The organism is Bradyrhizobium forestalis (genome assembly GCF_002795245.1).
In the GTDB taxonomy this organism is placed as follows: Bacteria; Pseudomonadota; Alphaproteobacteria; order Rhizobiales; family Xanthobacteraceae; genus Bradyrhizobium; species Bradyrhizobium forestalis.
Map to the genome: position 1 here is coordinate 336,864 of NZ_PGVG01000001.1, position 25,707 is coordinate 362,570.

The window sequence follows — 25,707 nt, forward strand, 5'->3', positions numbered from 1 at the left end:
CCACCGATGCGCAGTATCCGGCAGCCCATGATACGGCTTGCTGTCAATATGGCCGTGCCGGGTCAAATGAAGCCGCCGGCTCCAAGCTCCCGCGTGATCCACTCGGCGAACACGCGGATCGGCCGGCGCTGCCGGCTTGCACGTGGAAAGACGAGATGATGGCCGACATAGCGGATGTCGACGGAGCGTCCGGCAAGCGGCGCGACCAGCCGCCTTGTCGCGATTTCCCGCTCGGCGAGCCGGGTTGATTCCAGCGTCACGCCGAGGCCGCTCGACGCCATCGCGATCGCCAGGAAGCTGCGATCGAAGCGCATGCCGTGGATGGCGGGGGCTTCGAGGCCATTGGCGGTGAACCATTGATGCCACTGCACCTGCTTCACTTCCGAGCGGATCAGCACCTGGTCGAGCAGGTCCTTCGGCTTGCGGATTTTCTTCGCCAGTCCGGGCGTGCAGAGCGGCGTCACGGTCTCTTCGCCGAGCGGAATGACCTCGACCCCCTCGGCTCTCGGCTGCCCATACACGATGTCGATATCGAAATCGTCGTTGCTGAACCGGGCATATTCGGTGTTGGCGGCGAGGCGGACCTCGAGCTTGGGCTCGGCGGCCATGAAGCGGGCGAGGCGCGGAGCAAGCCACTGGGCGGCAAAGCTCGGCGCGCAGTGCACCCTCAGCAATTGCGGGCCACGGCCGGCGACCTCTTCGATGCCGCGGCGCAGATTGTCGAAAGCGGCGCCGGCATGGCGCATCAGGTTCTCGCCTGCTGGCGTCAGGCGGACCGCGCGGGCACTGCGCTCGAACAATATCGTGCCCATCGCGCTTTCGAGCTTGCGAATGGCGTGGCTGACCGCGCTCGGGGTCAGATGAAGCTCGTTCGCCGCATCCCGGAACGAGCCGGTGCGCGCGGCCGCCTCGAAGGCGCGGATGGAGGATATCGGGATACTGGACAGCAACATCGCGCAAGTGAACCAAATTCACCTATGCAAGACAACAGCGCGTTTGTCGGAACGCAGGCCGTGGCATAGCCAACTGGTCCAGAACAGCGGCGCCCCTCGGGAGCCTCGGCACAGCCATTCAGGGAGGATCAGATGCTGCTTCGCGGCAAAACTGCAATCATCACCGGCGCGGCTTCGCCGCGGGGGATCGGGCTTGCGACGGCCCGGCGATTTGCCGCCGAAGGCGCCCGGGTCGCCATTCTCGACATCGATGGTCCGGCGGCGGAAGACGCAGCGCGCAACCTCGAACCGGTCAATGGCCAGCCGCATCTCGGCCTCGCCTGCAACGTCGCGGACAAGCAAGCCTGCGTCAAGGCCGTTGAAGCGGTCATCGCGAAACTCGGCCAGATCGATATTCTCATCAACAATGCCGGCGTGACCCAGCCGGTGAAACTTCTGGACATCACGCCGGGAGATTGGGACCGCATCCAGGACGTCAACCTCAAGGGCATCCTGTTCCTCTCCCAGGCCGTGATCCCGCACATGCAGAAGCGCAAGAGCGGATCGATCGCCTGCATGTCGTCGGTCTCCGCCCAGCGCGGCGGCGGCATCTTCGGCGGGCCGCACTATTCGGCGGCCAAGGCCGGCGTGCTCGGGCTCGCCAAGGCGATGGCCCGCGAGTTCGGCCCCGACGGTATCCGCGTCAACTGCGTGACGCCGGGCCTGATCGGCACTGACATCACCGCCGGCAAGCTCACCGACGAGATGCGGGCGAAGATCCTCGAGGGCATTCCGCTCGGGCGGCTGGGCGAGGCCGCCGACGTCGCCGGCATCTACACCTTCCTCGCCTCCGACTTGTCGGCCTACGTCACCGGCGCGGTCATCGACGTCAACGGCGGCATGCTGATCCACTGAGCGAGGAGGGGAGACACATGGCAACACCGACACTCGCGAACGCACCGACGCTGGCACAGCGCGCCCGCAACATCCGCCGCAACGCCCTGCTGATGGGCGAGGTCCAGGGCCAAGGCTATATTGCGCAGGCGCTCGACATCGCCGACGTGCTGGCGGTGGCCTATTTTCACGCGATGCGGTTTCGCGCCGAAGATCCCGCCTGGGAAGGCCGCGACCGCTTCCTGCTGTCGAACGGACACTATGCGATCGCGCTCTATGCGGCCCTGATCGAGGCCGGGATCATTCCCGAGGCCGAACTTGCGACTTACGGTTTCGACGAGAGCCGCCTGCCGATGTCGGGCATGGCCTCCTACACCCCCGGCATGGAGATGTCCGGCGGCTCGCTCGGCCTTGGCCTTGGCATCGCCGTCGGCATGGCGCTCGGGCTGAAGCGCAAGCGTTCAACGGCGCGCATCTTCACCCTGTTCTCGGACGGTGAGCTGGACGAAGGCTCCAAATGGGAAGCGATCATGTCGGCGGCCCATCACAAGCTCGACAATCTGATCGCAATCGTCGACGTCAACAATCAGCAGGCCGATGGCCCCTCCAAGCAGATGCTCGGTTTCGAGCCGCTGGTCGACAAGCTCGAAGCGTTTGGCTGGTTCGTGCAGCGCGTGGACGGCAATGACATCGACGCGGTGGTCGGCGCTTTCGATGCCGCGATGGTACATGCCGAGCCGAAGCCCCGCATGATCGTCGCCGACACCTTGATGGGCAAGGGTGTTCCCTTCCTGGAGCAGCGCGAGAAGAACCATTTCATCCGCGTCGAGCCGCACGAATGGCAGCTCGCGCTCTCGGCCCTGAACGCGGGAGACCAGCCATGAAGTCCGCAGGATTGCCCCCTTCGGCAAAGCCGCGGCTGACCACTTCTGCCATGATCGCCTCGATCGCGGCGGAAGGGCAGCGCACCAAGCCGGCTCCGTTCGGCCACGCGCTGGTCGAGCTTGCCCGCAGCCGCGAGGACGTCGTCGGCATGACCGCCGATCTCGGCAAATACACCGATCTGCACATCTTTGCGCGGGCCTTTCCCGATCGCTACTACCAGATGGGCATGGCCGAGCAGCTGCTGTTCGGCGCAGCCTCGGGGCTCGCCGCCGAAGGCTTCATGCCGTTCGCGACGACCTATGCGGTGTTCGCCTCGCGCCGGGCCTACGACTTCATCCACCAGACCATCGCGGAAGAAGACCGCAACGTGAAGATCGCCTGCGCGCTGCCCGGCCTGACCTCAGGCTACGGACCTAGCCATCAGGCCGCCGAGGATCTCGCGTTGTTCCGTGCGATGCCCAACATGATGGTGATCGATCCCTGCGATGCGCACGAGATCGAGCAGATCGTGCCGGCGATCGCCGCGCATCGCGGCCCGGTCTACATGCGCCTGCTGCGCGGACAGGTGCCGCTGGTGCTCGACGAGTACAATTATCGTTTCGAGCTCGGCAAGGCCGCGCTGCTGCGTGACGGCGGCGACGTCCTGATCATCTCCTCGGGCATCATGACCATGCGCGCGCTGGAGGCGGCCCAGGCCTTGTCGGATGACCGCGTCAGCGCGGCGGTCCTGCACGTTCCGACGATCAAGCCGCTCGATACCGAGGCGATCCGGCGCGAAGCAGGCAAGCCCGGCCGCCTCGTCGTCGTCGCCGAGAACCACACCGTGATCGGCGGTCTCGGCGAAGCCGTGGCGGCATTGCTGATGCGCTCGGGCGTTCATCCCACGTTCCGGCAGATCGGGCTGCCCGATGAATTTCTCGCCGCCGGCGCGCTGCCGACGCTGCACGACCGCTACGGCATCTCGACCGTCGAAGTGACGCGCCGGATCAAGGAGTGGCTGCGCTAGCCCGCAGCCACCGTTCACCACCGATCAGGCCAACATGCTTCGCAGCGCTGCTGCGGAGAAGGAGAGCTGCTGTCCAATGCCGGCGCACCGAGGGCCGGCCGGCAGCAACGGCGCTGGCGAAAGCCATCGCTGCAGAACAACCCAAGCTCAACAGGAGGAATAGATGATCCCGCGGAAGCCAATCACCCTCAGCCGTCGCAAGCTGCTCCTCGCCGGCGCCGCCGTGCCGCTCTGCGGCATTCTCACGCGTCCAGCTTCGGCCGCCGAGTTCACCTATAAGCTCGCGACGGGGCAGGACCCGACGCACCCGGTCAATATCCGCGCCAGGGAAGCAGCCGACCGCATTCGCGAGGCGACAGGCGGCCGGCTCGAGATCAACCTGTTTCCGGCCAACCAGCTCGGCTCCGATACCGACCTGCTGACCCAGGTCCGCAACGGCGGCGTCGAGCTCTTCAACCTGTCTTCGCTGATCCTGGCGACGCTGGTGCCGGCGGCTGGCATCGTCAATCTCGGCTTTCTCTTCACCAGCTATGACGCGGTCTGGAAGGCGATGGATGGCGAGCTCGGTGCCTATATTCGCGCGCAGATCGCCAGGACGCCGATCATGGCGGTGTCGAGCGCCTGGGACAACGGCTTCCGCCACGTCACCTCATCGGGCCGCGAGATCAGGACGCCCGAGGACCTCAAGAATTTCAAGCTGCGCGTGCCGGCCGCTCCGAATCTGACATCGCTGTTCCAGGCGCTCGGCGCGGGACCTGCGCCGATCAATTTCAACGAGGTCTACTCCGCACTGCAGACCAAAGTGGTTGACGGGCAGGAGAACCCGCTGCCGATCATCGCGACCGCCCGGCTCTACGAGGTGCAGAAAACCTGTTCCCTGACCGGACACGTCTGGGACAATTACTGGATCCTCGGCAACAAGCGTGCTTTCGAGAAGCTGCCAAAGGACGTGCAGGCGATCGTGACGCGCGAGTTCGATCGCTCGGCCAAGGACGAGCGCGCCGACATCGCCAAGCTCAGTGACTCCCTGCGCGCGGATCTGACCGCCAAGGGCATGCAGTTCATCGAGGTCGATCGTGGCGCGTTCCGGCAGGCGCTCGCCAAGACGAGCTTCTATGCCGACTGGAAGGGCAAGTTCGGTGAGGAGGCATGGGCGCAGCTCGAGAAAGCAGCGGGCAAGCTGTCATGACCGCGATCAACCATATGCCGAATATCGATGCAGGTGCCGCGCCAGCGGCACCTCAATCGGGTGTGCGCCTCTGGGCCGTCACGGCCAACAAGGTGCTTGGTCATGTGGTTGCGATCCCGGCCGCACTGCTGGTGCTCGCCGAGATCGTCGTGCTGTCGTCCGGCATCGTCGGACGATACGTGTTTCATGCCCCGATCATCTGGGCGGACGAGCTCGCCGGCATCCTGTTCCTGTGGCTCGCCATGCTGGGATCGGTGATCGCGTTCCAGCGCGGCGAGCACATGCGGATGACGGCCATCATCGGCATGCTCCGTGCCGATGCACGCGCATTCCTGGACGTCGTGGCCGCCGCAGCGTCATTGGCGTTCCTGGTGCTGGTGATCCATCCCGCTTACGAATTCGCGGCCGATGAGGTGTTCGTCACGACGCCAGCGCTCGAGATCGTCAACAGCTGGCGAGCCGCGGCCTTGCCGGTCGGCATCGGTTTGATGCTGATCGCTGCCGTTCTGAGGCTCGTCCGCATCTCGGGCTTGCGCAGCCTGCTCGCGGCCGTGGCGCTCGTCGCCGGCGTCATTGCAGCGCTTGTCCTCATCGGGCCGGTCCTGAAGCCGCTCGGCAATCTGAATCTGCTGATCTTCTTCGTGATCATTGTCGGCGCGATGGTCCTGGCGGCGGTGCCGATCGCGTTCGCCTTCGGCCTTGCCACGGTCGGCTATCTGGCACTGACGACGAACACGCCGGATGTCGTCATCATCGGGCGCATGGACGAAGGCATGAGCCATCTGATCCTGCTGGCGGTTCCCCTCTTCGTATTCCTCGGCCTGCTCATCGAAATGACCGGCATGGCGCGGGCCATGGTCGGCTTCCTCGCCAGTCTGCTCGGGCACGTGCGCGGCGGCCTGCATTATGTGCTGGTCGGGGCGATGTATCTGGTGTCGGGCATCTCCGGTTCGAAGGCGGCCGATATGGCGGCCGTGGCGCCCGTGCTGTTTCCCGAAATGACCAAGCGCGGTGCCAAGCCCGGCGATCTCGTCGCGCTGCTTGCGGCGACCGGGGCCCAGACCGAGACCATTCCGCCGTCGCTCGTGCTGATCACAATCGGCTCGGTGACGGGCGTGTCGATCGCGGCGCTGTTCACCGGCGGCCTGCTGCCCGGCATCGTGCTGGCGATCGGCCTGTGCGCCGTTGTCTGGTGGCGATACCGCGGGGAAGACCTGTCGCATGTGGAACGTGCGACGGGGAGGGAGATCGGCCGCGCCTTCGTCATTGCCATTCCTGCGATGGCGCTGCCCTTCGTCATCCGCGCTGCGGTGGTCGAGGGCGTTGCGACCGCGACCGAGGTGTCGACGATCGGCATCGTCTACTCGGTTCTCACCGGGCTTCTGATCTATCGTCAGTTCTCCTGGCGCCGGCTTTATCCGATGCTGGTGGAGACCGCGTCACTGTCAGGCGCGATCCTGCTGATCATCGGCGCCGCGACCGGGATGGCGTGGGCCCTGACGCAATCGGGCTTCTCGGCCTCGCTCGCGAAGTTCATGACGGCGCTGCCGGGCGGAACGCCTGTCTTTCTCGGCGTGACGATCCTCGCCTTCGTCATTCTCGGCAGCGTGCTCGAGGGCATCCCGGCCATCGTGCTGTTCGGGCCGCTGCTTTTTCCGATCGCCCGCCAGGTCGGCGTGCACGAAGTGCACTACGCGATGGTCGTCGTTCTCGCGATGGGCATCGGCCTGTTCGCCCCGCCGTTCGGCGTCGGCTACTACGCGGCCTGCGCCATCAGCCGCATCAGTCCCGACGAGGGCATCAAGCCGATCGTCGGCTATATCGTCGCCTTGCTGATCGGCACGCTGATCGTCGCGGCGATCCCGTGGATTTCGACCGGCTTCCTGTGAGGCGGAGACGGGCGGCGCGTCAACGCTGCCCGTCGTGCACGGAGATCTCGGACGCCTTGAGGCCGCCGATGCGCGCGTGCGGGCGGCCGCCGGTTGCCATCACGAGGCCGAAGGCGATCTCGTCACGTCGCGGGGCATCCCACAGCGTCATCTCGGCGGTGCCGAAATGGCTGCGGACATAGGCGGCGTGGATATGACCAAGCGGCACCATCAGGCGCGTGCCGGCGCCGCCGATGGTCTTTGCGGCAGGCACGATCGCCTTGGGGTGACCGAGCACCTCGCGCATGCCGTGGCCGCCGGCCTCGTGCCAGACGGCGCCGTGCTCGAGCTCGCCGTCCTCGCCGACGATGATGCCCTTGCCATAGGCTTCGATGCGCTCGGCGCCGCCGAGCTGCGCGATCAAGCGTGTTGTCAGCTCGCGCCCGAGCTCACGCAAGGACGCCTGGAACGGCATCAGGTCAGGCTCATAGCGGCCGGCGAAGGGATTGCGGATCACTGCGATGGCCGTGCCCACCAGCAGCGGCTTCTCCAGCCGGGGCCCGCGCTCGTGCCAGATGGTTTCGACGCTGAGCGCGGTCTTGCGAATGTCGTGGGACATGCGGTGCTCTAGGCCTCGTCCACGACGGGATTAACGAGCACGCCGATGTTCTCGATCTCGACCTCGACCACGTCGCCGGCTTTAAGGAAGATCGGCGGCTTGCGGGTGAAGCCGACGCCGGCGGGCGTGCCAGTGGCGATGACGTCGCCGGGCACGAGGTCGAAGATGGTCGAGCAATATTCGATCAGCCGCGGGATCGAGAAGATCAACATCGACGTGTCGGAGGACTGCACGGTCGCGCCGTTGACGCGCGTCTCGAGCTTCAGCTTGGTGGGATCGCCGATCTCATCCGGCGTGACCAGCCATGGTCCGAACGGGCCGGTGCCGATGAAGTTCTTGCCCGAAGCAATCTGTTGCGCGTGGCGCTGCCAGTCGCGCACGCTGACGTCGTTGTAGATCGAGTAGCCCGCGACGTGATTCCAGGCATCGGCCTGGCTGATGTGACGGCCGCCCTTGCCGATGACGACGGCGAGTTCGCCCTCCCAGTCGAAATTGTCGGAGACCTTCGGCCGGATCACCGGTGCGTTGTGCGCGACCTGGGAGCGCCAGACCCGCAGGAAGATCGGCGGAAACTCCGTGATATCGCGTTTCATGCCGAACGCCACCGCCTCATTGTGGTGGTCGAGATAGTTGCGCACGGCGCAGATGATCTTCTCCGGGCGCGGGATCACGGGCAGGTATTTGATATCGCCAAGCGCCAGGGTGGGTTTTTGCGCGGCAACGAAGGCTTGGCGGTGCGCATAGTCGTCGCTGCCGAGGAAGTCGGCGAGGGTCGGGTACTGGGGCAGGGCGCGGCCGAGATCGACGACGGCATTTTCGACAACGGCGCCCCAGCTTTCCCGGTTTCCGTCCAAGAACGACAGCAGCTTCATGGTTTCGCCCCAAGGGTTTCGATTTTCGATGATGTGTATTATTTTCGAAAATCATCCGCGACGCAAGCCTGGCGAGATGAAAATGCCCGCACCGCTATTCGGCGTCGAGCAGATGGCCCGCGTATTTCGTCACGTTGTCGGAGGTCGAGCGGATATGCGCCTCAATCAGCTGCACGGCGAGATCGGCATTGCGCGAGATTGCCGCCTGCATGATCGCCTGGTGCTCGCCGGCCTTGTCGCGCGGCCGCGGCCGGAAATTGGCCGACAGGTGCCGGTAGCGCTCGGCGCGGTCGAACAGCTCGGCGCGGATCGCGAGCAGCGTCGCCGAGCCGCAGGCGGAGACCAGCGCCTGGTGGAACTGGCGATGGGCGATCTTCCATTCGGGGTCGCGCAAGGGATGCTCGGGATCGCGCTGCTCGATCCGCTTCAGGCGGTGCAGCGTCGAGATCACGGCGATTTCCCAGTCGTCGTCGCCGCGCTCGATCGAGCGGCGGATCAACTCCACCTCGATCAGCACCCGCGCATCGGTGACCTCCACCAGATCCTGGCGGCTGACCGGCGCGACGCGAAATCCGCGCTGCTCCTGCGCGTCGACCAGGCCTTCGGCGGCCAGCGCGGTTAGCGCCTCGCGCAGCGTCGTAAAGCTCGCGCCGAACCGCTCGCGCAACACGTCGAACCGCAGCGGCTCGCCGGGCGCAAGGCCGCAGGCGATGATCTCCTCGCGCAGGCGATGGGTGATGTCGGCGGCGATGGTCTTGCCGAATTCCTTGCGGGGGCGAATGGCGCTGTCGGACATGGCTCAGCCGATGAATCGATGCCTCAACATGCCGCGGCAACGACCATCTTGCAATAATTTTCGTAATCGGTATGATTTTCGAAAATATGGTCTGGGGAGCGTGAACTCATGAGGGCGGTGCTGGTACGTCAGCCGGGCGGGCCGGATGCACTTGAGGTGGTCGAGCTTCCGGTGCCCGTGCCGGGCGCAGGCGAGGTGCAGATCCGGGCCGAGGCGTTCGGGGTCGGACAGCCCGACGCGCTGATCCGGCGCGGCGTCTACAAATGGATGCCGCCGCTGCCGGCCAATCCCGGCAACGATGTCGCCGGCCGCGTCTCCGCGCTCGGGCTCGGTGTCGAGGGACTTGCCGTCGGCCAAAAGGTGCTGCTGAGCGCGCGCGATCTGTCCCAGCGCGGCGGCTGCTATGCCGACTATGTGGTCGCGCCCGCGGATGCCGTGCACGCGCTGCCCGACCATGTCGATCTGCAAGCCGCCGTGTGCCTGTCGAATTACCAGGTGGCCTACGCGCTGCTGCACGAGTGCCGCCATCCGCGCGCGCCCAAAAGCGTGCTGGTGATTGGCGCCGCCGGCGGCGTCGGCACCGCTCTGGTGCAGCTGGCGAAACTCGCCGGGATGACCGTGATCGGCACGGTCTCGACCGAGGAGAAAGCCGCGTTCGCGAAGGCGAACCGCGCCGATCACATCATCTTCTATCGGAGCGAGGATGTCGTGGCGCGGACGCGCGAGTTGACGAAGGGCGAGGGCGTCGGCCTCGTGCTCGATCATGTCTGCGGGCCTGAGTTTACCGCCTATCTCGGCGCGCTCGGTAAATGGGGCACGCTGCTGTCGTACAACGCCTTCGCAGGCCTTCCGGAAGAGAATCTGATGGCGGCGATGCGCAACCATCTCGACATCTGTCCGGCCGTGCGCTGCTTCTCCTTCCACATCTACGACCATGATCGCGACGGCCGCCGCGCCCTGATGCGCAGTGTGATCGAGGCGCTGAGCCGCAATGCGATCAAGCCGGCGATCTCGGCCGTGTTGAAGCTCGACGAGGTCAGGAAGGCCCATACGCTGCTGGAGCAGGGCTCCGCGCTCGGCAAGATCATCATGACGCCATGAGGGGGGGACCGCACGATGACACAAGCACCCATTGCACGCTTCACCCGGCTGCGGCACGCGACCTTCACCTCGCCCGATCCCGAGCGGCTGCTCGATTACTACCGCGGCGTGATCGGTCTCGGCCTCGTCGGCCGCGACGGAGGCCGCCTGTTCCTCGCCAACGACTCCGAGCAGCTCTCGCTGGTGATCGAGCCCGGTGACGCCGAGCTGAAGAGCATCGCCTTCGAGATATCTCCCGATGCCCAGCTGGAGTCGCTGGGCGCCGCGCTGAAGCAGGCGGATCTGCGGCCCGAGCTCCACAGCGATCCCCTGCCTGGCGTGTCCCGGCTGCTGTCCTTCAGCGATCCCGAAGGCACGCGCTTCGAATTGATCCAGGGCTGGACGCCGACCCCCGCGCAGGAGCGGATCGGAGGGTTCGCTGTCGCCAAGCTCGGCCATGTCGCGCTGCGCACGCCCGATCCGAAAGCCGCTTCGGAGTTCTATGCGAGCGTGATGGGCCTGCGGGTCTCCGACTGGATCGAGGACCGCTTCGTCTTCATGCGCAGCGGCTTCGAGCATCACACGCTGAATTTCGCCCGCGCGCCCGTGCGCGGTCTTCATCACTTCGCCTTCGAGCTGCGCGGGCCCGACCACATGCATCGCGCCTGCGATCACCTCGCGCGGCACAAGCTGCCCGTGCTCTGGGGGCCGGTGCGTCACGGCCCCGGCCACAACACTGCGATCTATCACCGCAATCCCGACGGTCATCTGGTCGAGCTGTTCTGCGATCTCGACCGCATGACCGACGAGGCGCTCGGCTATTTCGATCCGCGCCCGTGGCACCGCGATCGTCCGCAGCGGCCAAAGGTCTGGGTCGGCCTGCCGCGCGATGTCTGGGGCATGCCGCCTTCGCCTGAATGCACGGAGTTCGCGCGCTAGCGCACTGAGTACGGAAGAACGCCGCACGCGCGGCCAAAGACATAACAATCAAAGGGGAGAAGCATCCATGCTCTGGATGAAGCGGATTGCTGCGGCCACTTTTCTGCTGGGCGGTTGTCTTGCAACCACTCTTGCGGCGGCGGACAACTATCCGTCGCGCCCGATCCGCCTGCTGCACGGATTTGCCGCGGGCGGTGCGGCCGACACGCTGTCGCGCATCATCGCCGACGGGCTCTCGAAGAAGCTCGGGCAGCCCATCATCGTCGAGGCCAAGCCGGGCGCCGGCGGCAACATCGCCGCGGATGCGATCGCGAAGGCCGCGCCCGACGGCTACACGCTCGGGCTCGTCACCGGCGCCCACGCGATTTCCGCGGCGACCTACAAGAGCCTCGCCTATCAGCCCGCCGAGAGTTTCGAGATGATCTCGACGCTGGTCTATTACGCGCTCGTCATCGCCGTGCGCAACGATCATCCCGCAAAATCGCTCGGCGAGCTCATCGCCATCGCCAAGGAGAAGCCGGGCGCGCTCAGCTTCGGATCGGTCGGCTTCGGCTCTACGCATCATCTTGCGGGAGAATTGCTGAACGCGGCGGCCGGCATCGAGATCGTGCACGTGCCGTATCGCGGCGATTCGCAGTCCATCACCGCGCTGCTCGGCGGCGAAGTGCCCATCATCGTCGGCACGCCCGTCCTGCTCGCGCCGCAAATCCAGGGCGGCGCGATCCGCGGCCTTGCGGTGACCTCGCCGACGCGCACCGCGTTGTTGCCCGATGTCCCCACGGTTCAGGAAGCCGGCATCAAGGGCTACGACGTGCGCACCTGGGCGGGCCTCCTGGCTCCGAAGGGCACACCGCCCGCGATCATGGCCACGCTCAATGCAGCGACACTCGAGGTGCTCAGGGACCCCGACATCAAGCGGCGCCTGGAGATGGCCGTCGGCGGAGAGGTTCGCGGTAGCTCACCGGAGCAGATGAAGGCGCTGATCGAGACCGAGATCGTCAAATGGACCGGCGTGGTGGAGCGGGCGAAGCTCCCGAAGATCTGAGGTGAGGGAGCTCGCCCGCTGCCGGCTATGCGCCCGGATGCACCTCCGCAGTTCGGAGCATGCGTTGCTTCACCGTCCGCGCGATCGCCGTCGTTGATCTGCGCAACGCCTGGAATTGCGGTGCGTCAGGATCGAGCATGATGCGCGGGCCCGTGGTTCCACACGGAGCGTAAAATTCTTTGTGAGGACTCCGAGGGAGGTGCGAGTTGACAGCTCGGCTACCCCGGCTTCTACTCGGCTTGTCGGGGATGTGCGATCTCCCCGTGAGGCGACATGCCCAAGAATCGCGTCCTGATTTTCACCAGGGACGCAGCATGTCATCCAACACCCGATGTCATCCCACATCATTTTCGGCTTGTTGGTCCGGCGCGACGCGCCGGCCTTGTCGATGCGTAACCTTGCGAAACGGACTTCACCTGGGGCGGGGACACAGGAGAACGACCATGCGCACACGGACAATCCTTCAGGCTCTCCTCGTTCCGGCGCTGATTGGCGGCGCCTCGGCCGCACACGCGCTGACTGAGGAGGAGCTCGTCGCCAGGATCAAGGCGGCTGGCTACACCGAGGTCAGCGACATCAAGTCGACTGCGGAGGGGACGACCGCCAAGGCGATCAAGAACGGCAAGCAGGTACGGCTCGTTGTCGACAGCAGTGGCCAGATCAAGGAGCGGAACTGAGACGGCTCCAGAAACCGAATTCACGCTCAAGGGAGCAGATCAATGCGAAAGACAATCTCGGCGCTGATCGGCATCGGTGCCTGCTTCATCGCAAGCGCTCACGCGCAGGACGTCGATTGGCAGAAAGTCGACGACACGCTGGAGCGGAAGCCGGTCGTCACCGGCGACGTGCATCGCTACGGCTTTCCGCGCACCGATCTCACGGTGACGCTTGATGGCGTCACCATCAAGCCCGCGCTGGCGCTCGGCGGCTGGGTCGCGTTCAAGCCCGCGCATGGCGGCGTCATGGCGATGGGCGATCTGGTGCTGCTCGAATCCGAGATCAACCCGGTCATGGCGAAGATGATCGCGAACGGGCTGGAGATCACCGCCGTGCACAACCATCTGCTCGGCGCGAGCCCGGCGACGTTCTACATGCACGTGGCCGGCCACGGTGATCCCGCCAGAATCGCCGCGGCCATCAAGGACGCGCTTGCCGAAAGCAAGACGCCGCTGTCGGCGCCCGCTTCGACGGCCGCTCCGCCGGCCGTCGAACTCGACACTGCGCGGCTCGACAACATCATCGGCGTCAAGGGCCAGGCGAACGGCGGCGTCTACCAGTTCAACGTCCCCCGCCGCGATCCCGTCACCGAGCAAGGCATGCCGTTGAGCCCGGTCGGGCCGCTCGGCGTTGCAACCGCCGTCAACTTCCAGCCGACCGGCGGCGGCAAGGCCGCGATTACCGGCGACTTCGTGCTGACCGGCGACGAGGTGAACCCCGTGATCAAGACGTTGCGGTCGCATGGCATCGCCGTGACGGCCCTTCACAGCCACATGCTGGACGAACAGCCGCGCCTGTTCTTCATGCATTTCTGGGCCAACGACGATGCGATCAAGCTCGCGAGCGGCGTGCGTGCCGCACTCGACAAGACCGCCAGCACCAAGAGTTGAGTGAGGACCCAGCAAATGACTAGTGGCGACGGGAGGTAGGCCGGAGAAGCACGATATCATGCCAATGACGAGGTTGGCCGAAGGATGCCGAGCGATGAGTGTCCCGCAAATTGGAGTAAAGCCGCTCGCCACGCCGACAGACAGGATGTCGATGATGCGAAAATTGATGATCTGCCGAGCCGTCCTTCCGCCCCGACCTTCTGGGCGGGCGAGGCTTGCCTTGACGGTCATGCTGGTTTTGTTGACGGGAGGGAACGCCGTGGCCAAGACCCTGAATTTTGACAACGCTCCTGCCGGAATGCCGCCGGACGGGTGGACCTTGACGAAGACCGGTCAGGGACAACCGAAATGGACCATTGAGGCCGACGCCACGGCGCCAAGCCAGCCGAACGTGCTCAAGCAATCCGGCCGGGCGACCTTCCCAGTCGCCATCAAGAGCGATACCAGCATCGGTGACGGCTTCGTGGAGGTCAAATTCAAGGCCATCGCCGGCTCAGAGGATCGCGCCGCGGGGATCATCTGGCGCGCGAAGGACGCGGACAACTACTACGTCGTCCGGGCCAACGCGCTGGAGGACAACGTGGTGCTCTACAGGACGATCAAAGGCGTTCGAACGTCTTTGGAGATTGTCGGACGCAAGGGCGGCTATGGAGTCAGCGCGCCGGTAGCGTCCGCGCAATGGCACGCGCTGCGTTGCGACTTCGCGGGAAATCGGTTCAAGGTGACCTATGACGGAAAGCCGTTATTCGAGGTCGAGGACGCTACGATTACAGACGCGGGCATGATTGGCTTGTGGACCAAGGCGGATAGCGTGACCCTGTTCGATGATCTGACATATGGTGAGGTCAAATAGGCCTCTGTCCACTTCTGCCGGAGATAGTCATGAATGTTCGACCTCTGTCGTTGAGAAAGGCCCGTGGCAGTGGAATACGTTCATGATCGAGGCCGTCGGCAACCGCATCAGGGTGACGCTAAACGATGTGCTCGTGAACGACTTCATGGACCCCAAGCCGCGGTCTCTTCGCGGCCACATCGCCCTGCAAAACCATCACGATGGTTCGAAGGTGCAATTCCGCAACATTCGCATTAAATCGGTGGTGCCGGGGGTCGTCGACTTGCCTGTCCCGAGAGTCGCTTAAGTCTTCTCACTGCGGTCCTATCGAGCTTCGACCACTTCGCCGTCTTCCTTCACGAAGCGGCCGATCGGATTGTCCAGGAGATCGATCACGGCTTCCGACGGCCGGCACAAGCGCGTGCCTTTTGGCGTCACCACGATTGGACGGTTGATGAGAATGGGATGGGTGATCATGAAATCGAGGAGCTGGTCATCGGTCCATTTGGGATCGTCCAGGCCGAGCTCCTTGTACGGTGTTCCCTTCTCACGCAGCAGCGCGCGGACCGGAATGCCCATCGTCGCGATCAACTCCTTGAGCTTGTCGCGCGAGGGCGGCGTCTTGAGATATTCGATGACATCAGGCTCAGCGCCGCTCTGCCGGATCATCGCCAGCGTGTTGCGCGAGGTGCCGCAGGCGGGGTTGTGATAGATCGTGACGGTCATTGGGGTGTCTCCGCAATCGGAACAGGGCCGCGCGCTTGTGATTGGCCGAGCAGCCAGCTCATCAGCAGCATGCCGGCGACGGCGCCACAGAGCTCCGCAAGGATGAAGCCGGGCAGGTCAACGGGACGGATGCCGGCAAACGTGTTCGTCAGCGACCTTGCGATGGCGACGGCCGGATTGGCGAACGAGGTCGAGGCCGTGAACCAATAGGCCGCGGTGATGTAAAGGCCCACCAGCCAGGGAACCGCCGTCCGCTGGAAGCGGATGCCGGCCAGGATCGTCGCGACCAGCCCGAACGCCGCGACGGCTTCGGCAAACCATTGCGGCCCTCCGGTTCGAACTTTCGTCGAGAGGTCGAGCAGGGGCAGCCCGAACATCAGATGCGCCGCGATCGTTCCAGCGATGCCGCCGGCGATCTGCGCGATCACGTAGAGCGCGGCCTCGTTCACCGGCAATTCGCGCTTGCCGGTGAAGACGAGGGTGATGGCCGGATTGAAGTGCGCCCCCGAGATCGGACCAAGCACGGTGATCAGGACGACCAGGATGGCTCCGGTCGGCAAGGTGTTGCACAGCAGCGCAAGCGCCACATCCTTGGTCAGCGTTTCCGCCATGATGCCGGAGCCGACCACGGTGGCGACGAGAATGCCGGTGCCGAGCGCCTCGGCCGCAACGCGCCGCGAGAGATCAAACGCGTCCATCAGCCGGCCTTTGGTGTTGAATGCGTCGCACCTTCAGAGCGACCAATCTCACGCAGCTTGGTGCCGAGCGAGAGGTTGTCGATGCTCTTCAGCGGCAGGTTCACGAAGGTATCGATCCGGTTTCTCAGATAGCGGAATGCGGTGACGAATGCCGCCTGCTTTTCCAGATCCGTGCCTTCGGCGGCAGCAGGGTCCTCGATGCCCCAGTGCGCCGTCATCGGCTGACCCGGCCAGATCGGACAGGATTCGCCGGCGGCGTTGTCACAAACGGTGAAGACGAAATCCATCACCGGCGCATCGGGCGTGGCGAACTCGAGCCAGCTCTTCGAGCGCATTCCGTCGGTCGGATACTCCATGGTCTGAAGCGTGTGCAGCGCCAGCGGATGCACTGCGCCCTTCGGTGTGCTGCCGGCAGAGAACGCCCGAAACCGGCCCGCGCCATCCTTGCGGAGGATCGACTCGGCGAGGATCGAGCGCGCCGAATTGCCGGTGCAGAGGAACAAGACGTTAAACGTGTGATCGTGCACGGCTTTGCTCCTTTCGTTTGGGTGAGCAACAGGATTGCAGGGTTTGCACGACAGGCTCGCAAACTTCCGGCCGTCCGTCGCAGCAATCGCGCAGCAGGAAGACGGCAACGTCGCGGAATTCGCCGAGATTGGCGCGGTAGATGATCGAGCGGCTGTGCCGCTCGGAAGAGACGAGGCGCGCACGACTGAGAATCGACAGATGCGCCGACAGCGTGTTTTGCGGGACTTCCAGCAGCCGCGCGAGGTCGCCGGCTGCAAGACCGTCAGGCTCGTGCCTGACCAGCGTCCGGAACGCCTCCAGACGGGTCGGTTGAGACAGCGCGGCCAGCGCCAAGACGGCTTCTTCTTTTTCCATATATCCAGATTTACGGAATTTATCAGTCCGCGTCAATCCGAAATCCGGTCGTCCCGTGACTGAATATTTCGAATATTCTAGAAATAGCGTTTGACAATCGATGTGCATGGGCGCAGCGTGTCGCTCATGAAGATCGACGACGCAGCAGCACGGCTGGAAGCCCTCGGGAATCGGACTCGCCTGCAGATTTATCGGGCGCTGGTTCGGGCCGGGCACGCGGGCATGCCGGTCGGCCGCTTGCAGGACAAGCTGAAGATTCCGGCGTCAACGCTGTCGCACCACATCAAGACCTTGGTCTCGGTCGGACTGGTCAGTCAGATCAGGGAATCGACGACCCTGATTTGCCACGCCAACTTTGATGCCATGCGGGGCCTGGTCGACTTCCTGGTCGCAGAGTGCTGTGCGGACGAAGCCGGATGCAAGGATGCTCAGACGGCAGCCTGATTCATTTGACGATTTATTCCATAATTCTAGAAGGATCGGAGAATTCGGAATGAGCAAGAAGACGATAGCCATCATCGGAGCGGGGCCGGTCGGTCTCGCGGCCGCCGCGCACGTGCTCGAACGCGGCATGTCCCCCGTCGTGATCGAGGCCGGGCCCGAAGCCGGGCACGCGGTGCGGCAATGGCAACACGTCCAGCTCTTCTCGCCGTGGGAATACAATGTCGACAAGGCCGCGGCGCGCCTGCTCGCCCCGACCGGATGGAATTCGCCGGACCCTCAGTCCTATCCGACCGGCGGCGAACTGATCGAGCGCTACCTCGCGCCGCTCGCAACGCGAACGCCGCTGCGCGAGACGATCCGGACGTCGAGCCGCGTCACGGCCATCAGCCGCGTCGGCTTCGACAAAGCGAAGACCAGGGGCCGTGAGCAGGCGCCTTTCGAAATCCGCTATCAGAACGGCAAGGGTCCCGAGCTGCTGCGCGCCGATGCCGTGATCGACGTATCCGGCACGTGGTTCTCGCCCAATCCCGCCGGCAGCAATGGCCTGCCTGCGATCGGCGAACGCGAGCGCGCCGACCGCATCGCCTACGGCATGCCGGATGTGCGGGGCTCAGGTCGCGCCCGATATGCCGGCAAGACCGTGGCCGTGCTCGGTGCCGGCCATTCCGCGGTGGGCACGCTGATCGATCTCGCGCAGCTCGCCGAGGAGGAGCCCGGCACCAAGCCTGTTTGGCTGTTGCGCGGCGGCGATCCTGCAAAGGCCTTCGGCGGCGGCAGCAACGACAAGCTTGCCGCGCGCGGCGAACTGGGCTCCACCTTCGCCGCGCTCGTGACTGCCGGAAAGATTGCGGTCGAGACTGGCTTCGGTGTCACCCATATTTCGGAGTTCGAAGGCCGCCTCAGGATTTCGGCGGGCGCCGGCTGCGGTGCGCGGAGTGTGGTTGCGGATGAGCTGGTGGTGTCGACCGGCTTCCGTCCCGATCTCTCGTTCCTGTCCGAGCTGCGGCTGCGGCTCGATCCGGCGATCGAGGCGCCCCTCGCGCTCGCGCCGCTCATCGACCCCAACGAGCATAGCTGCGGAACGGTGCGGCCTCACGGCGCGCGCGAGCTGGCGCATGACGAGCCAGGCTTCTATCTCGCCGGCATGAAATCCTACGGCCGGGCGCCGACCTTCCTGGTGATGACCGGATACGAGCAGGTCCGCTCGATCGTCGCCGACATCGCCGGCGACAAGGAGGCCGCGGCACGCGTCGAGCTCGTGCTGCCGGAGACCGGCGTCTGCACACGTGCTGGTGTGGAGTCCGCCGGCGCAGCGGGATGTTGCGGCGGTCCAGCCCAGGACGAACCTTCGGCCTGCTGTGCAGCCGATGAATCGGCCAGGACGGCAGGTGGTGCGGGATGCGGTTGCTCATAATGGCGATCGACGCGATGGGAGGAGAGCATTCGTAGCTTGCACGGCTGGCCGCTGATTGCGGTGATGTGTATCGGCCAGCTCGGCAATCTGCTGCCGCACGTGGCGTTGTCCGCGAATCTGGCGCAGCATCTGATGCCGGCGTGGGGATTGTCCGCCGCCGAGGGCGGCTTGATGGCGAGTGGATATGCGTTCGGCTATATGCTCGCAGTGCCCGTGCTGACGACGTTGACCGATCGTATCGACGCGCGGCTCGTGCTCCTGGGCGGCTCTGTCGTCAGCGGACTCGCGACGGTGGCGTTTGGCATCTTCGCGCAAGGGTTCTGGTCGGGGACCATCATCTGGTCGCTGGCAGGATTGGGTTTTGCCGGTGCCTACATGCCGGGGCTCAAGGCGTTGACGGATCGCTTGCCTGCCGGCGATACCTCACGGGCGGTCACGCTCTACACGTCGAGCTTCTCGGTGGGCGTCGGCCTGTCGTTCCTGATCGCGCAAGTCCTCGCCGATGGCTGGGGGTGGCGGACCGCGTTCTACGTGACCGGCATCGGCCCCATCGCGATGGTGGTCGCGTGTCTTTTGATCGAGAGGCGCAGTCCCGCTCCGAGAGTGGGACGTCTATTGAACTTTGCACCCGTTTTCGCCAACCGCGAGGCCCTCGGTTACATCTTCGGTTACGGTGCGCACTGCTTCGAGCTCTACGGCATTCGCACCTGGCTGGTCGGATTCTGGACCTACGTCGTCGCGCATCAGGGCGCGCCCTCATGGCTGAGCCCGGTCCTGATGAGCTTCTGCTTCGCAGTGATCTCGATGCCGGCCAGCATCCTCGGCAACGAGGCCGCACTGAAGTTCGGGCGACATCGGGCGATCACGGTGGTGATGATCGCTTCGGCCTGCGTTGCGCTCGTCATCGGCCTTAATGCGACGGCTCCGGCATGGGTGCTGGCGTTGCTGCTGATGATTTATGGCCTGACGGTGCCGGCGGATTCTGGTGCGTTGACGGCCGGCATGTCGGCTGCAGCTGTCTCGGAGCATCGCGGGGCGACCCTGGCTCTGCACTCAACCGTCGGGTTCGGCCTGTCGGCGATCGGAGCGTGGGGGACCGGAGTTGCGCTCGATGCTGCTGGCGGTCCGCAGAGTGCCAGGGGCTGGTCGCTCGTTTTCATCGTGCTCGCGGCCGGTATCGCATTGGGCCCGCTCGCGCTGCTATGGGCGCGGATTTCTGGGCCCGGGAAGCATGTCTCGACGCCAAGGTAAACAATCCAAGAGAGCTGAGCCGAGGGGCGGTTGATCGTCGCGACATGCATCGGAGCCTCGGTCACGAATGCTTGACCCGGATCAAAGAATGCTTTCGGCAGCTGAATATGTTAGTAACGTCGCGCTGCGGCTCGAAAAGGTATCCAAAAGGTAAAAGCACATTTGATGCGGATCGTTCGTACCATCCTGGCACTCGCCATCGCCATTTCCTTGGCGATGTTGCCGGCTGGCGCGTCCGCTTCCAGCCTCGCCATGTCGCCAGATGACATGCAGGCGGCCATGCAGATGGGCGGCGTCGGCGATATGTCGATGGACGATTGTTGTCCCGACATGAAGGGAACGGGGTCCGACACAGGTTACAAGTGCGGGATGGGCTTCTGCTGTGTCAGCGGCACCGTTGCGCTTGCGGACGTTCGGCCCCTGGCTTTCGAATTCCTTGCCGCAGCGGCAGGGAAGACCGCTATCCCCGCCGATCAGGTCGTCGCCTTCCGCGGCGGCAGTCCGCCTTTCCGGCCTCCTCGAATCTGATCTCGCCAAGCCAAAGACGCGCGCGGGCACGCCTGTGCGCGACGATGACTGACGTGCGCGCTTCCTGCGTCACGGCGGAAGATCAATTCATGAGGACAGGACAATGCTTCCCAAATTCAGCGCCGCGGCTGTTGCCGCCACCCTTTCGCTCGCCGCAACGGCCGCGATGGCGGGTGCCGGCGATTACGCTTTCGAGCCGGTCAATCCCGAGATGAAGAAGGGCGACGACGTCACGCTCGCCGTTCGCTTGACCAACAAGCAGACCGGCAAGCCGGTGTCGGACGCGGTCATCTTCAAGACCCGTGTCGATATGGCCCCGGACGGCATGGCCGAGATGGAATCGGCCGTCGCACCGCTGCCGTCCAAGGAGCCGGGCGTCTACGCCTTCAAGACGGACCTGCCGATGGCCGGCCGCTACCAGGTCACGCTCTCGGCGAAGGTGCAGGGCGAGCCTGACACGGTCACCGGCAAGGTCATCGTCAAGGCGACGAAGTGAGCCTTCGGGCGCCGCCTGATGGCGCCCGAACTTCCCTTTCCCATTCACATGGACGCGCGCCCAAGGCGCGCAATATCTGGCGATGAACACGCTCCGTCTTCTCACCGCACTCGCGCTCACCGGCAGCCTGGTCCTGGGCGCCACCTGGTCCATGAACGATGGACGCTGGTCCGTTCATGCCGAGGTCGCCTCGGCCACGGCAGCGGCGGATCGAGCTCCGCTCTATTACCGCGATCCGAGCGGTGCGCCGCTTTGGTCGGCCGTTCCAAAGAAGGATGACCGCGGGCGGGACTATCTGCCGGTCTACGATGACGATCAGACGCGTGCGGCGGCAACGAAGCCACCGCAGGCGGCTTCATCGCGAAAAATCCTCTACTACCGCAATCCCATGGGGTTGCCTGACACCTCGCCCGTGCCGAAGAAGGATCCGATGGGGATGAGCTACGTCCCCGTTTACGAAGGCGACGATGTCGACGATGGGACGGTGAAGCTGTCGCCCGGCAAGATCCAGCGCAGCGGCGTGAGGTCCGAGCCGGTCGCGCGACGATCGATCCGCGTCCCGGTGAAGGCACCCGGCACGATCCAGCTGGACGAGCGCCGCGTCTCGGTGATCGCGATGCGCGCCGAAAGCTTCGTGCAGAAGATCGCGGACGTCACCACCGGCACCCGCGTGAAGGCGGGCCAGCCGCTGATGGAGATCTACAGCTCGGCGGTCGCATCCGCGGCGGCCGAATATCTCGCGACGATCACCTCCAAGACGGTCGGCGGTGTCGAGGTCTACGGTCGCGGCTCGCGGCAGCGGCTGGTCAATCTCGACGTCCCCGAGCGGGTCATCGCCGAGATGGAGAGAACACACGTCGCGCCCGTCACCATCCATTGGTCGGCGCCGCGCGACGGGATCGTGCTCGAGCGCAATGCGATCGAAGGCATGCGCGCCAATCCCGGCGACGTGCTGTTCCGCATTGCCGACATTTCGCTTGTCTGGGCGTTGGTCGACGTCGCCGAGCGCGACCTCGGCAACATCGCGGTGGGGCAGTCCGTTGCGGTACGCGCGCGCAGCTTTCCCGGCCGCACCTTCACCGGCAAGATCGCCGTGATCTATCCGCAGGTGAATCGCGATACAAGGACGGTTCGCGTCCGCATCGAGCTCGCCAATCCCGACGCGGTGCTGCTGCCGGACATGTATGTCGATGCCGATGTCGACACGGCTGATGGCGCGCCCGTCCTCGCGATCCAGGACAGCGCTGTGCTCGACACCGGCACGCGGCAGGCCGTCCTCGTCGACAAGGGCGACGGGCGTTTCGAGCCGCGTGAGGTGAAGCTCGGCCGGCGCGGCGGCGGTTACATCGAAGTACGGGACGGACTTGCCGACGGCGAGGCCGTGGTCACATCCGCGAACTTCCTGATCGATGCGGAAAGCAATCTGAAGGCCGCGCTCAAAGGCTTCGCCGATGCTGCTCCTCAGGCTTCCGAACCGGGCCATGCGATGGGAGAGCACAAATGATCGCCCGCGTCATCGCCTGGTCGGCGCGCAACCTGCTGCTGGTGCTGTTCGGCACCGGCTTTGCGGCCGCCGCCGGCCTCTACGCGCTGCTTCATTTGCCGCTGGACGCGATCCCGGACCTCTCGGACACGCAGGTGATCGTCTACACCGAGTATCCCGGCCAGGCGCCGCAGGTGATCGAGGACCAGGTCACCTATCCCTTGACGACGGCGATGCTGACCGTGCCGAAATCGAAGGTGGTGCGCGGCTTCTCCTTCTTCGGCGTGTCGTTCGTCTACGTGATCTTCGAGGACGGCACCGACATCTATTGGGCGCGCTCGCGCGTCATGGAATTCCTGAACAGCGCGACGTCGCGCCTTCCCGCCGGCGTCACCCCGACCATCGGGCCCGACGCGACCGGCGTCGGCTGGGTCTATCAGTATGCCGTGATGTCGAGGGAGTTGAACCTCGCGGACACGCGCACGATCCAGGACTGGAATCTGAAATTCGCGTTGGCCAAGGCCGAAGGCGTCGCCGAGGTCGCCAGCATCGGCGGCTTCGTCAAGCAATACAACGTGGTGCTCGATCCGCAGCGGATGCGGGATCGCGGCATCAGCATGCAGAAGATCCGGGAGGCGATCCGCGCCAGCAACGCCGACGTCGGCGGCCGCACGGTCGAGCTGTCGGAATTCGAATACGTCATTCGCGGCAAGGGCTACGTCAAGAGCATCAACGATCTCGGCAACATCGTGCTGAAGACGAGCAACGGCACGCCGGTGCTGCTCCGGGACGTCGCCAATGTCGAGCTCGGGCCCGACGAGCGGCGCGGCATCGCCGAGTTGAACGGCGAGGGCGAGGTCGCAAGCGGCATCGTGCTGCAGCGCTTCGGCGTCAACGCCCTCGACGTGATCGAGAGCGTCAAGAAGCGCTTCAAGCAGATCGCGAGCAGCCTGCCGAAGTCGGTCGAGATCGTCCCGGTCTACGATCGCTCGGGCCTGATCTACGCGGCCATCGACACGCTCAAGCACACGCTGTTCGAGGAGAGCGTCGTGGTCGCGCTGGTCTGCATGGTGTTCCTGCTCCATGTCCGCAGCGCGCTGGTCGCGATCCTGATGCTGCCGGTCGGCGTGCTGATGGCGTTCGGCGCCATGAAGCTGCTCGGCCTCGGATCGAACATCATGAGTCTCGGGGGCATCGCAATCGCGATCGGCGCCATGGTGGATGCCGCGATCGTCATGATCGAGAACGCCCACAAGCACCTCGAGCGGGCCAGGCCCGATCAGTCGCGCGTCCAGATCCTGATCGACGCGGCATCCGAAGTCGGCCCGGCGCTGTTCTTCAGCCTGCTGATCATCACCGTCTCGTTCATGCCGATCTTCACGCTGGAATCGCAGGAAGGGCGGCTGTTCAGCCCGCTGGCGTTCACGAAGACCTTCTCGATGGCTGCTGCGGCCCTGCTGTCCGTCACCCTGGTGCCGGCGCTGATGGTGATCTTCGTCCGCGGCAGGATCGTTCCCGAGGGCAAGAACGTCATCAACCGCTTCCTGATCTGGATCTACCGGCCGGTCATCAACGGCGTTCTGCGCGCCAAGACGCTGGTGATCCTGGCCTCGCTCGTCGTGCTCGCCGTCACGATCTGGCCGGCCCGACAACTCGGCACCGAGTTCATGCCGACGCTGAACGAGGGCACGCTGCTCTACATGCCGACGACGCTGCCCGGCATCTCGGTCACCAAGGCGGCCGAGCTGATGCAGACGCAGGACCGCATCATCAAGTCGTTCCCGGAGGTCGCCTCGGTCTACGGCAAGGCGGGACGGGCGGCGACCGCGACCGATCCGGCGCCGACCGAGATGTTCGAGACTGTGGTCAACCTGAAGCCGAAGGAGCAGTGGCGCCCCGGCGTCACCGTCGACAGCCTGATTGCGGAAATGGACAAGGCGCTGCAGTTCCCGGGCGTCTCGAACGCCTGGACCATGCCGATCAAGGCGCGCATCGACATGCTGTCCACCGGCATCCGCACGCCTGTCGGCGTCAAGGTGATGGGGAGTGATCTCGTCGAGATCGACCGGCTGGCGCGGCAGGTCGAGCGCGTGATCAAGACCGTCCCGGGCACGTCTTCGGCCTACGCCGAGCGCGGCATCGGCGGCTACTATCTCGAGATCGTCCCGGACCGCGAGGCGCTCGCCCGCTATGGCATCCTGATCCAGGACGTGCAGGACACCATCGCGGCCGCGCTCGGTGGTCAGGCGGTGACGACGACGGTGGAGGGACGGCAGCGGTTCACGGTGAACATGCGCTATCCGCGCGACCTGCGCGACAATCCCGAGGCGATCGCCAGCGATATCCTGGTGCCGATGCCCGCGGGCGGCGCGGTGCCGCTCGGCGAGATCGCGAAGGTCGAGCCGGCGCGGGGGCCGACGTCGATCCGGACGGAGAACGGGCAACTGGCGACATACATCTACGTCGACATCCGCGATCGCGACATCGGCAGCTACGTCGCTGAGGCGCAACGCGCCGTGGCGGAGAGCATCCAGTTTCCCGCCGGCACCTATGTGGTCTGGAGCGGCCAGTACGAATATCTCCAGCGCGCCGCAGCGCGCCTGAAGATCGTGGTCCCCCTGACGCTGACGATCATCTTCCTGCTGCTGTACCTGAACTTCAGGGCCCTGACCGAGACCCTCATCGTCATGCTCTCGCTGCCGTTCGCGCTGGTCGGCGGCATCTGGATGATGTGGTGGCTCGGCTTCAACCTGTCGGTCGCGGTCGCCGTCGGCTTCATCGCGCTCGCCGGGGTCGCCGCCGAGACCGGCGTCGTGATGCTGATCTACCTCGAGCAAGCTCTCGCAGAGATCAAGGCGAAGTGCAGCGCGGCCGGCCGCGTTCTCACGCGTCAGGATCTGCACGAGGCCATCATGGAAGGCGCCGTCGAGCGCGTCCGTCCCAAGATGATGACGGTGGTCGCCATCATGGCGGGCCTGCTGCCGATCATGTGGAGCACCGGAACCGGGTCGGAGATCATGCAGCGCATCGCGGTGCCGATGATCGGCGGCATGATCTCTTCGACGCTGCTGACGCTGATCGTGATCCCGGCGATCTTCGGGCTGGTGAAAGGGTTCCGCTTGCCTCCCAAGGACAAGGACAAAGGACAACCAACCGAAATGTCGCAGCCGATCAGTGTGAAATTGCGGGTGCTGGAGCCTGCCGAATGAGGTGAGCCATGA

At 65.0% G+C, this 25,707-nt stretch carries 27 protein-coding genes; 19 read left to right on the plus strand and 8 right to left on the minus strand.

The annotated features are described in order from the left end of the window. Nucleotides 1–62: 62 nt before the first annotated feature. Nucleotides 63–950, minus strand: coding sequence for a LysR substrate-binding domain-containing protein (locus CVM73_RS01515; RefSeq protein ID WP_100230396.1), 888 nt, complete (start codon nucleotides 948–950; stop codon nucleotides 63–65). 135 nt (nucleotides 951–1,085) lie between these two features. On the opposite strand from CVM73_RS01515, the gene CVM73_RS01520 reads away from it, so the two are divergent. From CVM73_RS01520 to CVM73_RS01540, 5 genes are all read left to right on the plus strand, one after another. Continuing rightward, a complete protein-coding gene (locus tag CVM73_RS01520) occupies nucleotides 1,086–1,847 on the plus strand; it encodes an SDR family NAD(P)-dependent oxidoreductase (RefSeq protein ID WP_100230243.1) in 762 nt (253 codons plus the stop codon). A gap of 17 nt (nucleotides 1,848–1,864) precedes the next feature. Beyond that, complete coding sequence (locus tag CVM73_RS01525; protein ID WP_100230397.1) at nucleotides 1,865–2,710, plus strand: transketolase; 846 nt, start codon at nucleotides 1,865–1,867, stop codon at nucleotides 2,708–2,710. After that, nucleotides 2,707–3,717, plus strand: a complete 1,011-nt coding sequence (locus CVM73_RS01530; protein ID WP_167406549.1) for a transketolase family protein — start codon at nucleotides 2,707–2,709, stop codon at nucleotides 3,715–3,717. Before CVM73_RS01525 ends, CVM73_RS01530 begins: the two co-directional genes overlap by 4 nt. Nucleotides 3,718–3,880: 163 nt before the next feature. Then, nucleotides 3,881–4,906, plus strand: coding sequence for a TRAP transporter substrate-binding protein (locus tag CVM73_RS01535; protein WP_100230245.1), 1,026 nt, complete (start codon nucleotides 3,881–3,883; stop codon nucleotides 4,904–4,906). Then, complete coding sequence (locus CVM73_RS01540; RefSeq protein WP_100230246.1) at nucleotides 4,903–6,795, plus strand: TRAP transporter large permease; 1,893 nt, start codon at nucleotides 4,903–4,905, stop codon at nucleotides 6,793–6,795. The genes CVM73_RS01535 and CVM73_RS01540 overlap by 4 nt, the downstream gene beginning before the upstream one ends. 19 nt (nucleotides 6,796–6,814) lie before the next feature. Here CVM73_RS01540 and CVM73_RS01545 read toward each other — a convergent pair whose 3' ends face one another. The 3 genes from CVM73_RS01545 to CVM73_RS01555 all read right to left on the minus strand — a co-directional run bounded on the left by CVM73_RS01545 (nucleotide 6,815) and on the right by CVM73_RS01555 (nucleotide 9,061). Next, the gene (locus CVM73_RS01545; RefSeq protein WP_100230247.1) at nucleotides 6,815–7,393 is read right to left on the minus strand and encodes an amino acid synthesis family protein; all 579 of its coding nucleotides are present in this window, start codon (nucleotides 7,391–7,393) and stop codon (nucleotides 6,815–6,817) included. 8 nt (nucleotides 7,394–7,401) lie between these two features. Further along, nucleotides 7,402–8,265: a fumarylacetoacetate hydrolase family protein gene (locus tag CVM73_RS01550; RefSeq protein ID WP_100230248.1), complete on the minus strand. Its 864-nt coding sequence runs from the start codon at nucleotides 8,263–8,265 to the stop codon at nucleotides 7,402–7,404. 94 nt (nucleotides 8,266–8,359) lie between these two features. Beyond that, nucleotides 8,360–9,061 (minus strand): FCD domain-containing protein, encoded by a 702-nt coding sequence (locus CVM73_RS01555; RefSeq protein WP_100230249.1) that lies wholly within the window; start codon nucleotides 9,059–9,061, stop codon nucleotides 8,360–8,362. Nucleotides 9,062–9,169: 108 nt separating this feature from the next. Between CVM73_RS01555 and CVM73_RS01560 the strand changes: the two genes are divergently transcribed. The 7 genes from CVM73_RS01560 to CVM73_RS01590 all read left to right on the plus strand — a co-directional run bounded on the left by CVM73_RS01560 (nucleotide 9,170) and on the right by CVM73_RS01590 (nucleotide 14,871). Further along, nucleotides 9,170–10,162 carry a zinc-dependent alcohol dehydrogenase family protein gene (locus tag CVM73_RS01560; protein ID WP_100230250.1) on the plus strand — a complete coding sequence of 331 codons (993 nt, stop codon included), beginning with the start codon at nucleotides 9,170–9,172 and terminating at the stop codon, nucleotides 10,160–10,162. A gap of 15 nt (nucleotides 10,163–10,177) precedes the next feature. Continuing rightward, on the plus strand, nucleotides 10,178–11,080 hold the full coding sequence (locus CVM73_RS01565) for a VOC family protein (RefSeq protein WP_100230251.1): 903 nt from the start codon (nucleotides 10,178–10,180) through the stop codon (nucleotides 11,078–11,080). 67 nt (nucleotides 11,081–11,147) lie between these two features. Next, nucleotides 11,148–12,125: a tripartite tricarboxylate transporter substrate binding protein gene (locus CVM73_RS01570; protein WP_100230252.1), complete on the plus strand. Its 978-nt coding sequence runs from the start codon at nucleotides 11,148–11,150 to the stop codon at nucleotides 12,123–12,125. A 443-nt stretch (nucleotides 12,126–12,568) separates the two neighbouring features. Continuing rightward, the gene (locus tag CVM73_RS01575) at nucleotides 12,569–12,802 is read left to right on the plus strand and encodes a hypothetical protein (protein WP_167406550.1); all 234 of its coding nucleotides are present in this window, start codon (nucleotides 12,569–12,571) and stop codon (nucleotides 12,800–12,802) included. 42 nt (nucleotides 12,803–12,844) lie between these two features. Beyond that, nucleotides 12,845–13,732 carry a DUF1259 domain-containing protein gene (locus tag CVM73_RS01580; RefSeq protein WP_100230253.1) on the plus strand — a complete coding sequence of 296 codons (888 nt, stop codon included), beginning with the start codon at nucleotides 12,845–12,847 and terminating at the stop codon, nucleotides 13,730–13,732. Between the two features lie 259 nt (nucleotides 13,733–13,991). Then, a complete protein-coding gene (locus tag CVM73_RS01585; RefSeq protein WP_245452184.1) occupies nucleotides 13,992–14,585 on the plus strand; it encodes a hypothetical protein in 594 nt (197 codons plus the stop codon). After that, on the plus strand, nucleotides 14,569–14,871 hold the full coding sequence (locus CVM73_RS01590) for a 3-keto-disaccharide hydrolase (RefSeq protein ID WP_100230254.1): 303 nt from the start codon (nucleotides 14,569–14,571) through the stop codon (nucleotides 14,869–14,871). Before CVM73_RS01585 ends, CVM73_RS01590 begins: the two co-directional genes overlap by 17 nt. A gap of 17 nt (nucleotides 14,872–14,888) precedes the next feature. Here CVM73_RS01590 and arsC read toward each other — a convergent pair whose 3' ends face one another. Genes arsC through CVM73_RS01610 form a run of 4 tightly spaced genes read right to left on the minus strand, consistent with a single transcriptional unit; the run spans nucleotide 14,889 to nucleotide 16,870 of the window. Continuing rightward, a complete protein-coding gene (gene arsC, locus CVM73_RS01595; protein WP_100230255.1) occupies nucleotides 14,889–15,290 on the minus strand; it encodes an arsenate reductase (glutaredoxin) in 402 nt (133 codons plus the stop codon). Beyond that, the gene (locus CVM73_RS01600) at nucleotides 15,287–15,988 is read right to left on the minus strand and encodes an aquaporin (RefSeq protein ID WP_100230256.1); all 702 of its coding nucleotides are present in this window, start codon (nucleotides 15,986–15,988) and stop codon (nucleotides 15,287–15,289) included. Before CVM73_RS01600 ends, arsC begins: the two co-directional genes overlap by 4 nt. Next, complete coding sequence (locus CVM73_RS01605) at nucleotides 15,988–16,515, minus strand: arsenate reductase ArsC (protein WP_100230257.1); 528 nt, start codon at nucleotides 16,513–16,515, stop codon at nucleotides 15,988–15,990. The genes CVM73_RS01600 and CVM73_RS01605 overlap by 1 nt, the downstream gene beginning before the upstream one ends. Then, nucleotides 16,496–16,870, minus strand: coding sequence for an ArsR/SmtB family transcription factor (locus CVM73_RS01610; protein WP_100230258.1), 375 nt, complete (start codon nucleotides 16,868–16,870; stop codon nucleotides 16,496–16,498). The genes CVM73_RS01605 and CVM73_RS01610 overlap by 20 nt, the downstream gene beginning before the upstream one ends. A 126-nt stretch (nucleotides 16,871–16,996) precedes the next feature. Here CVM73_RS01610 and CVM73_RS01615 point away from each other — a divergent pair, with 126 nt between their 5' ends. From CVM73_RS01615 to CVM73_RS01645, 7 genes are all read left to right on the plus strand, one after another. Next, nucleotides 16,997–17,314, plus strand: coding sequence for an ArsR/SmtB family transcription factor (locus CVM73_RS01615; RefSeq protein WP_100230259.1), 318 nt, complete (start codon nucleotides 16,997–16,999; stop codon nucleotides 17,312–17,314). A 49-nt stretch (nucleotides 17,315–17,363) separates the two neighbouring features. Then, the gene (locus CVM73_RS01620; protein WP_100230260.1) at nucleotides 17,364–18,728 is read left to right on the plus strand and encodes an NAD(P)-binding domain-containing protein; all 1,365 of its coding nucleotides are present in this window, start codon (nucleotides 17,364–17,366) and stop codon (nucleotides 18,726–18,728) included. A 63-nt stretch (nucleotides 18,729–18,791) separates the two neighbouring features. Then, nucleotides 18,792–19,979: an MFS transporter gene (locus tag CVM73_RS01625; RefSeq protein ID WP_100230400.1), complete on the plus strand. Its 1,188-nt coding sequence runs from the start codon at nucleotides 18,792–18,794 to the stop codon at nucleotides 19,977–19,979. Between the two features lie 165 nt (nucleotides 19,980–20,144). After that, complete coding sequence (locus CVM73_RS01630) at nucleotides 20,145–20,507, plus strand: hypothetical protein (protein ID WP_100230261.1); 363 nt, start codon at nucleotides 20,145–20,147, stop codon at nucleotides 20,505–20,507. 103 nt (nucleotides 20,508–20,610) lie between these two features. Beyond that, on the plus strand, nucleotides 20,611–21,003 hold the full coding sequence (locus CVM73_RS01635) for a FixH family protein (protein ID WP_100230262.1): 393 nt from the start codon (nucleotides 20,611–20,613) through the stop codon (nucleotides 21,001–21,003). 82 nt (nucleotides 21,004–21,085) lie between these two features. Continuing rightward, nucleotides 21,086–22,507, plus strand: coding sequence for an efflux RND transporter periplasmic adaptor subunit (locus tag CVM73_RS01640; protein WP_100230263.1), 1,422 nt, complete (start codon nucleotides 21,086–21,088; stop codon nucleotides 22,505–22,507). Next, complete coding sequence (locus tag CVM73_RS01645) at nucleotides 22,504–25,695, plus strand: efflux RND transporter permease subunit (RefSeq protein ID WP_100230264.1); 3,192 nt, start codon at nucleotides 22,504–22,506, stop codon at nucleotides 25,693–25,695. The genes CVM73_RS01640 and CVM73_RS01645 overlap by 4 nt, the downstream gene beginning before the upstream one ends. The last annotated feature ends 12 nt before the right edge of the window (nucleotides 25,696–25,707 follow it).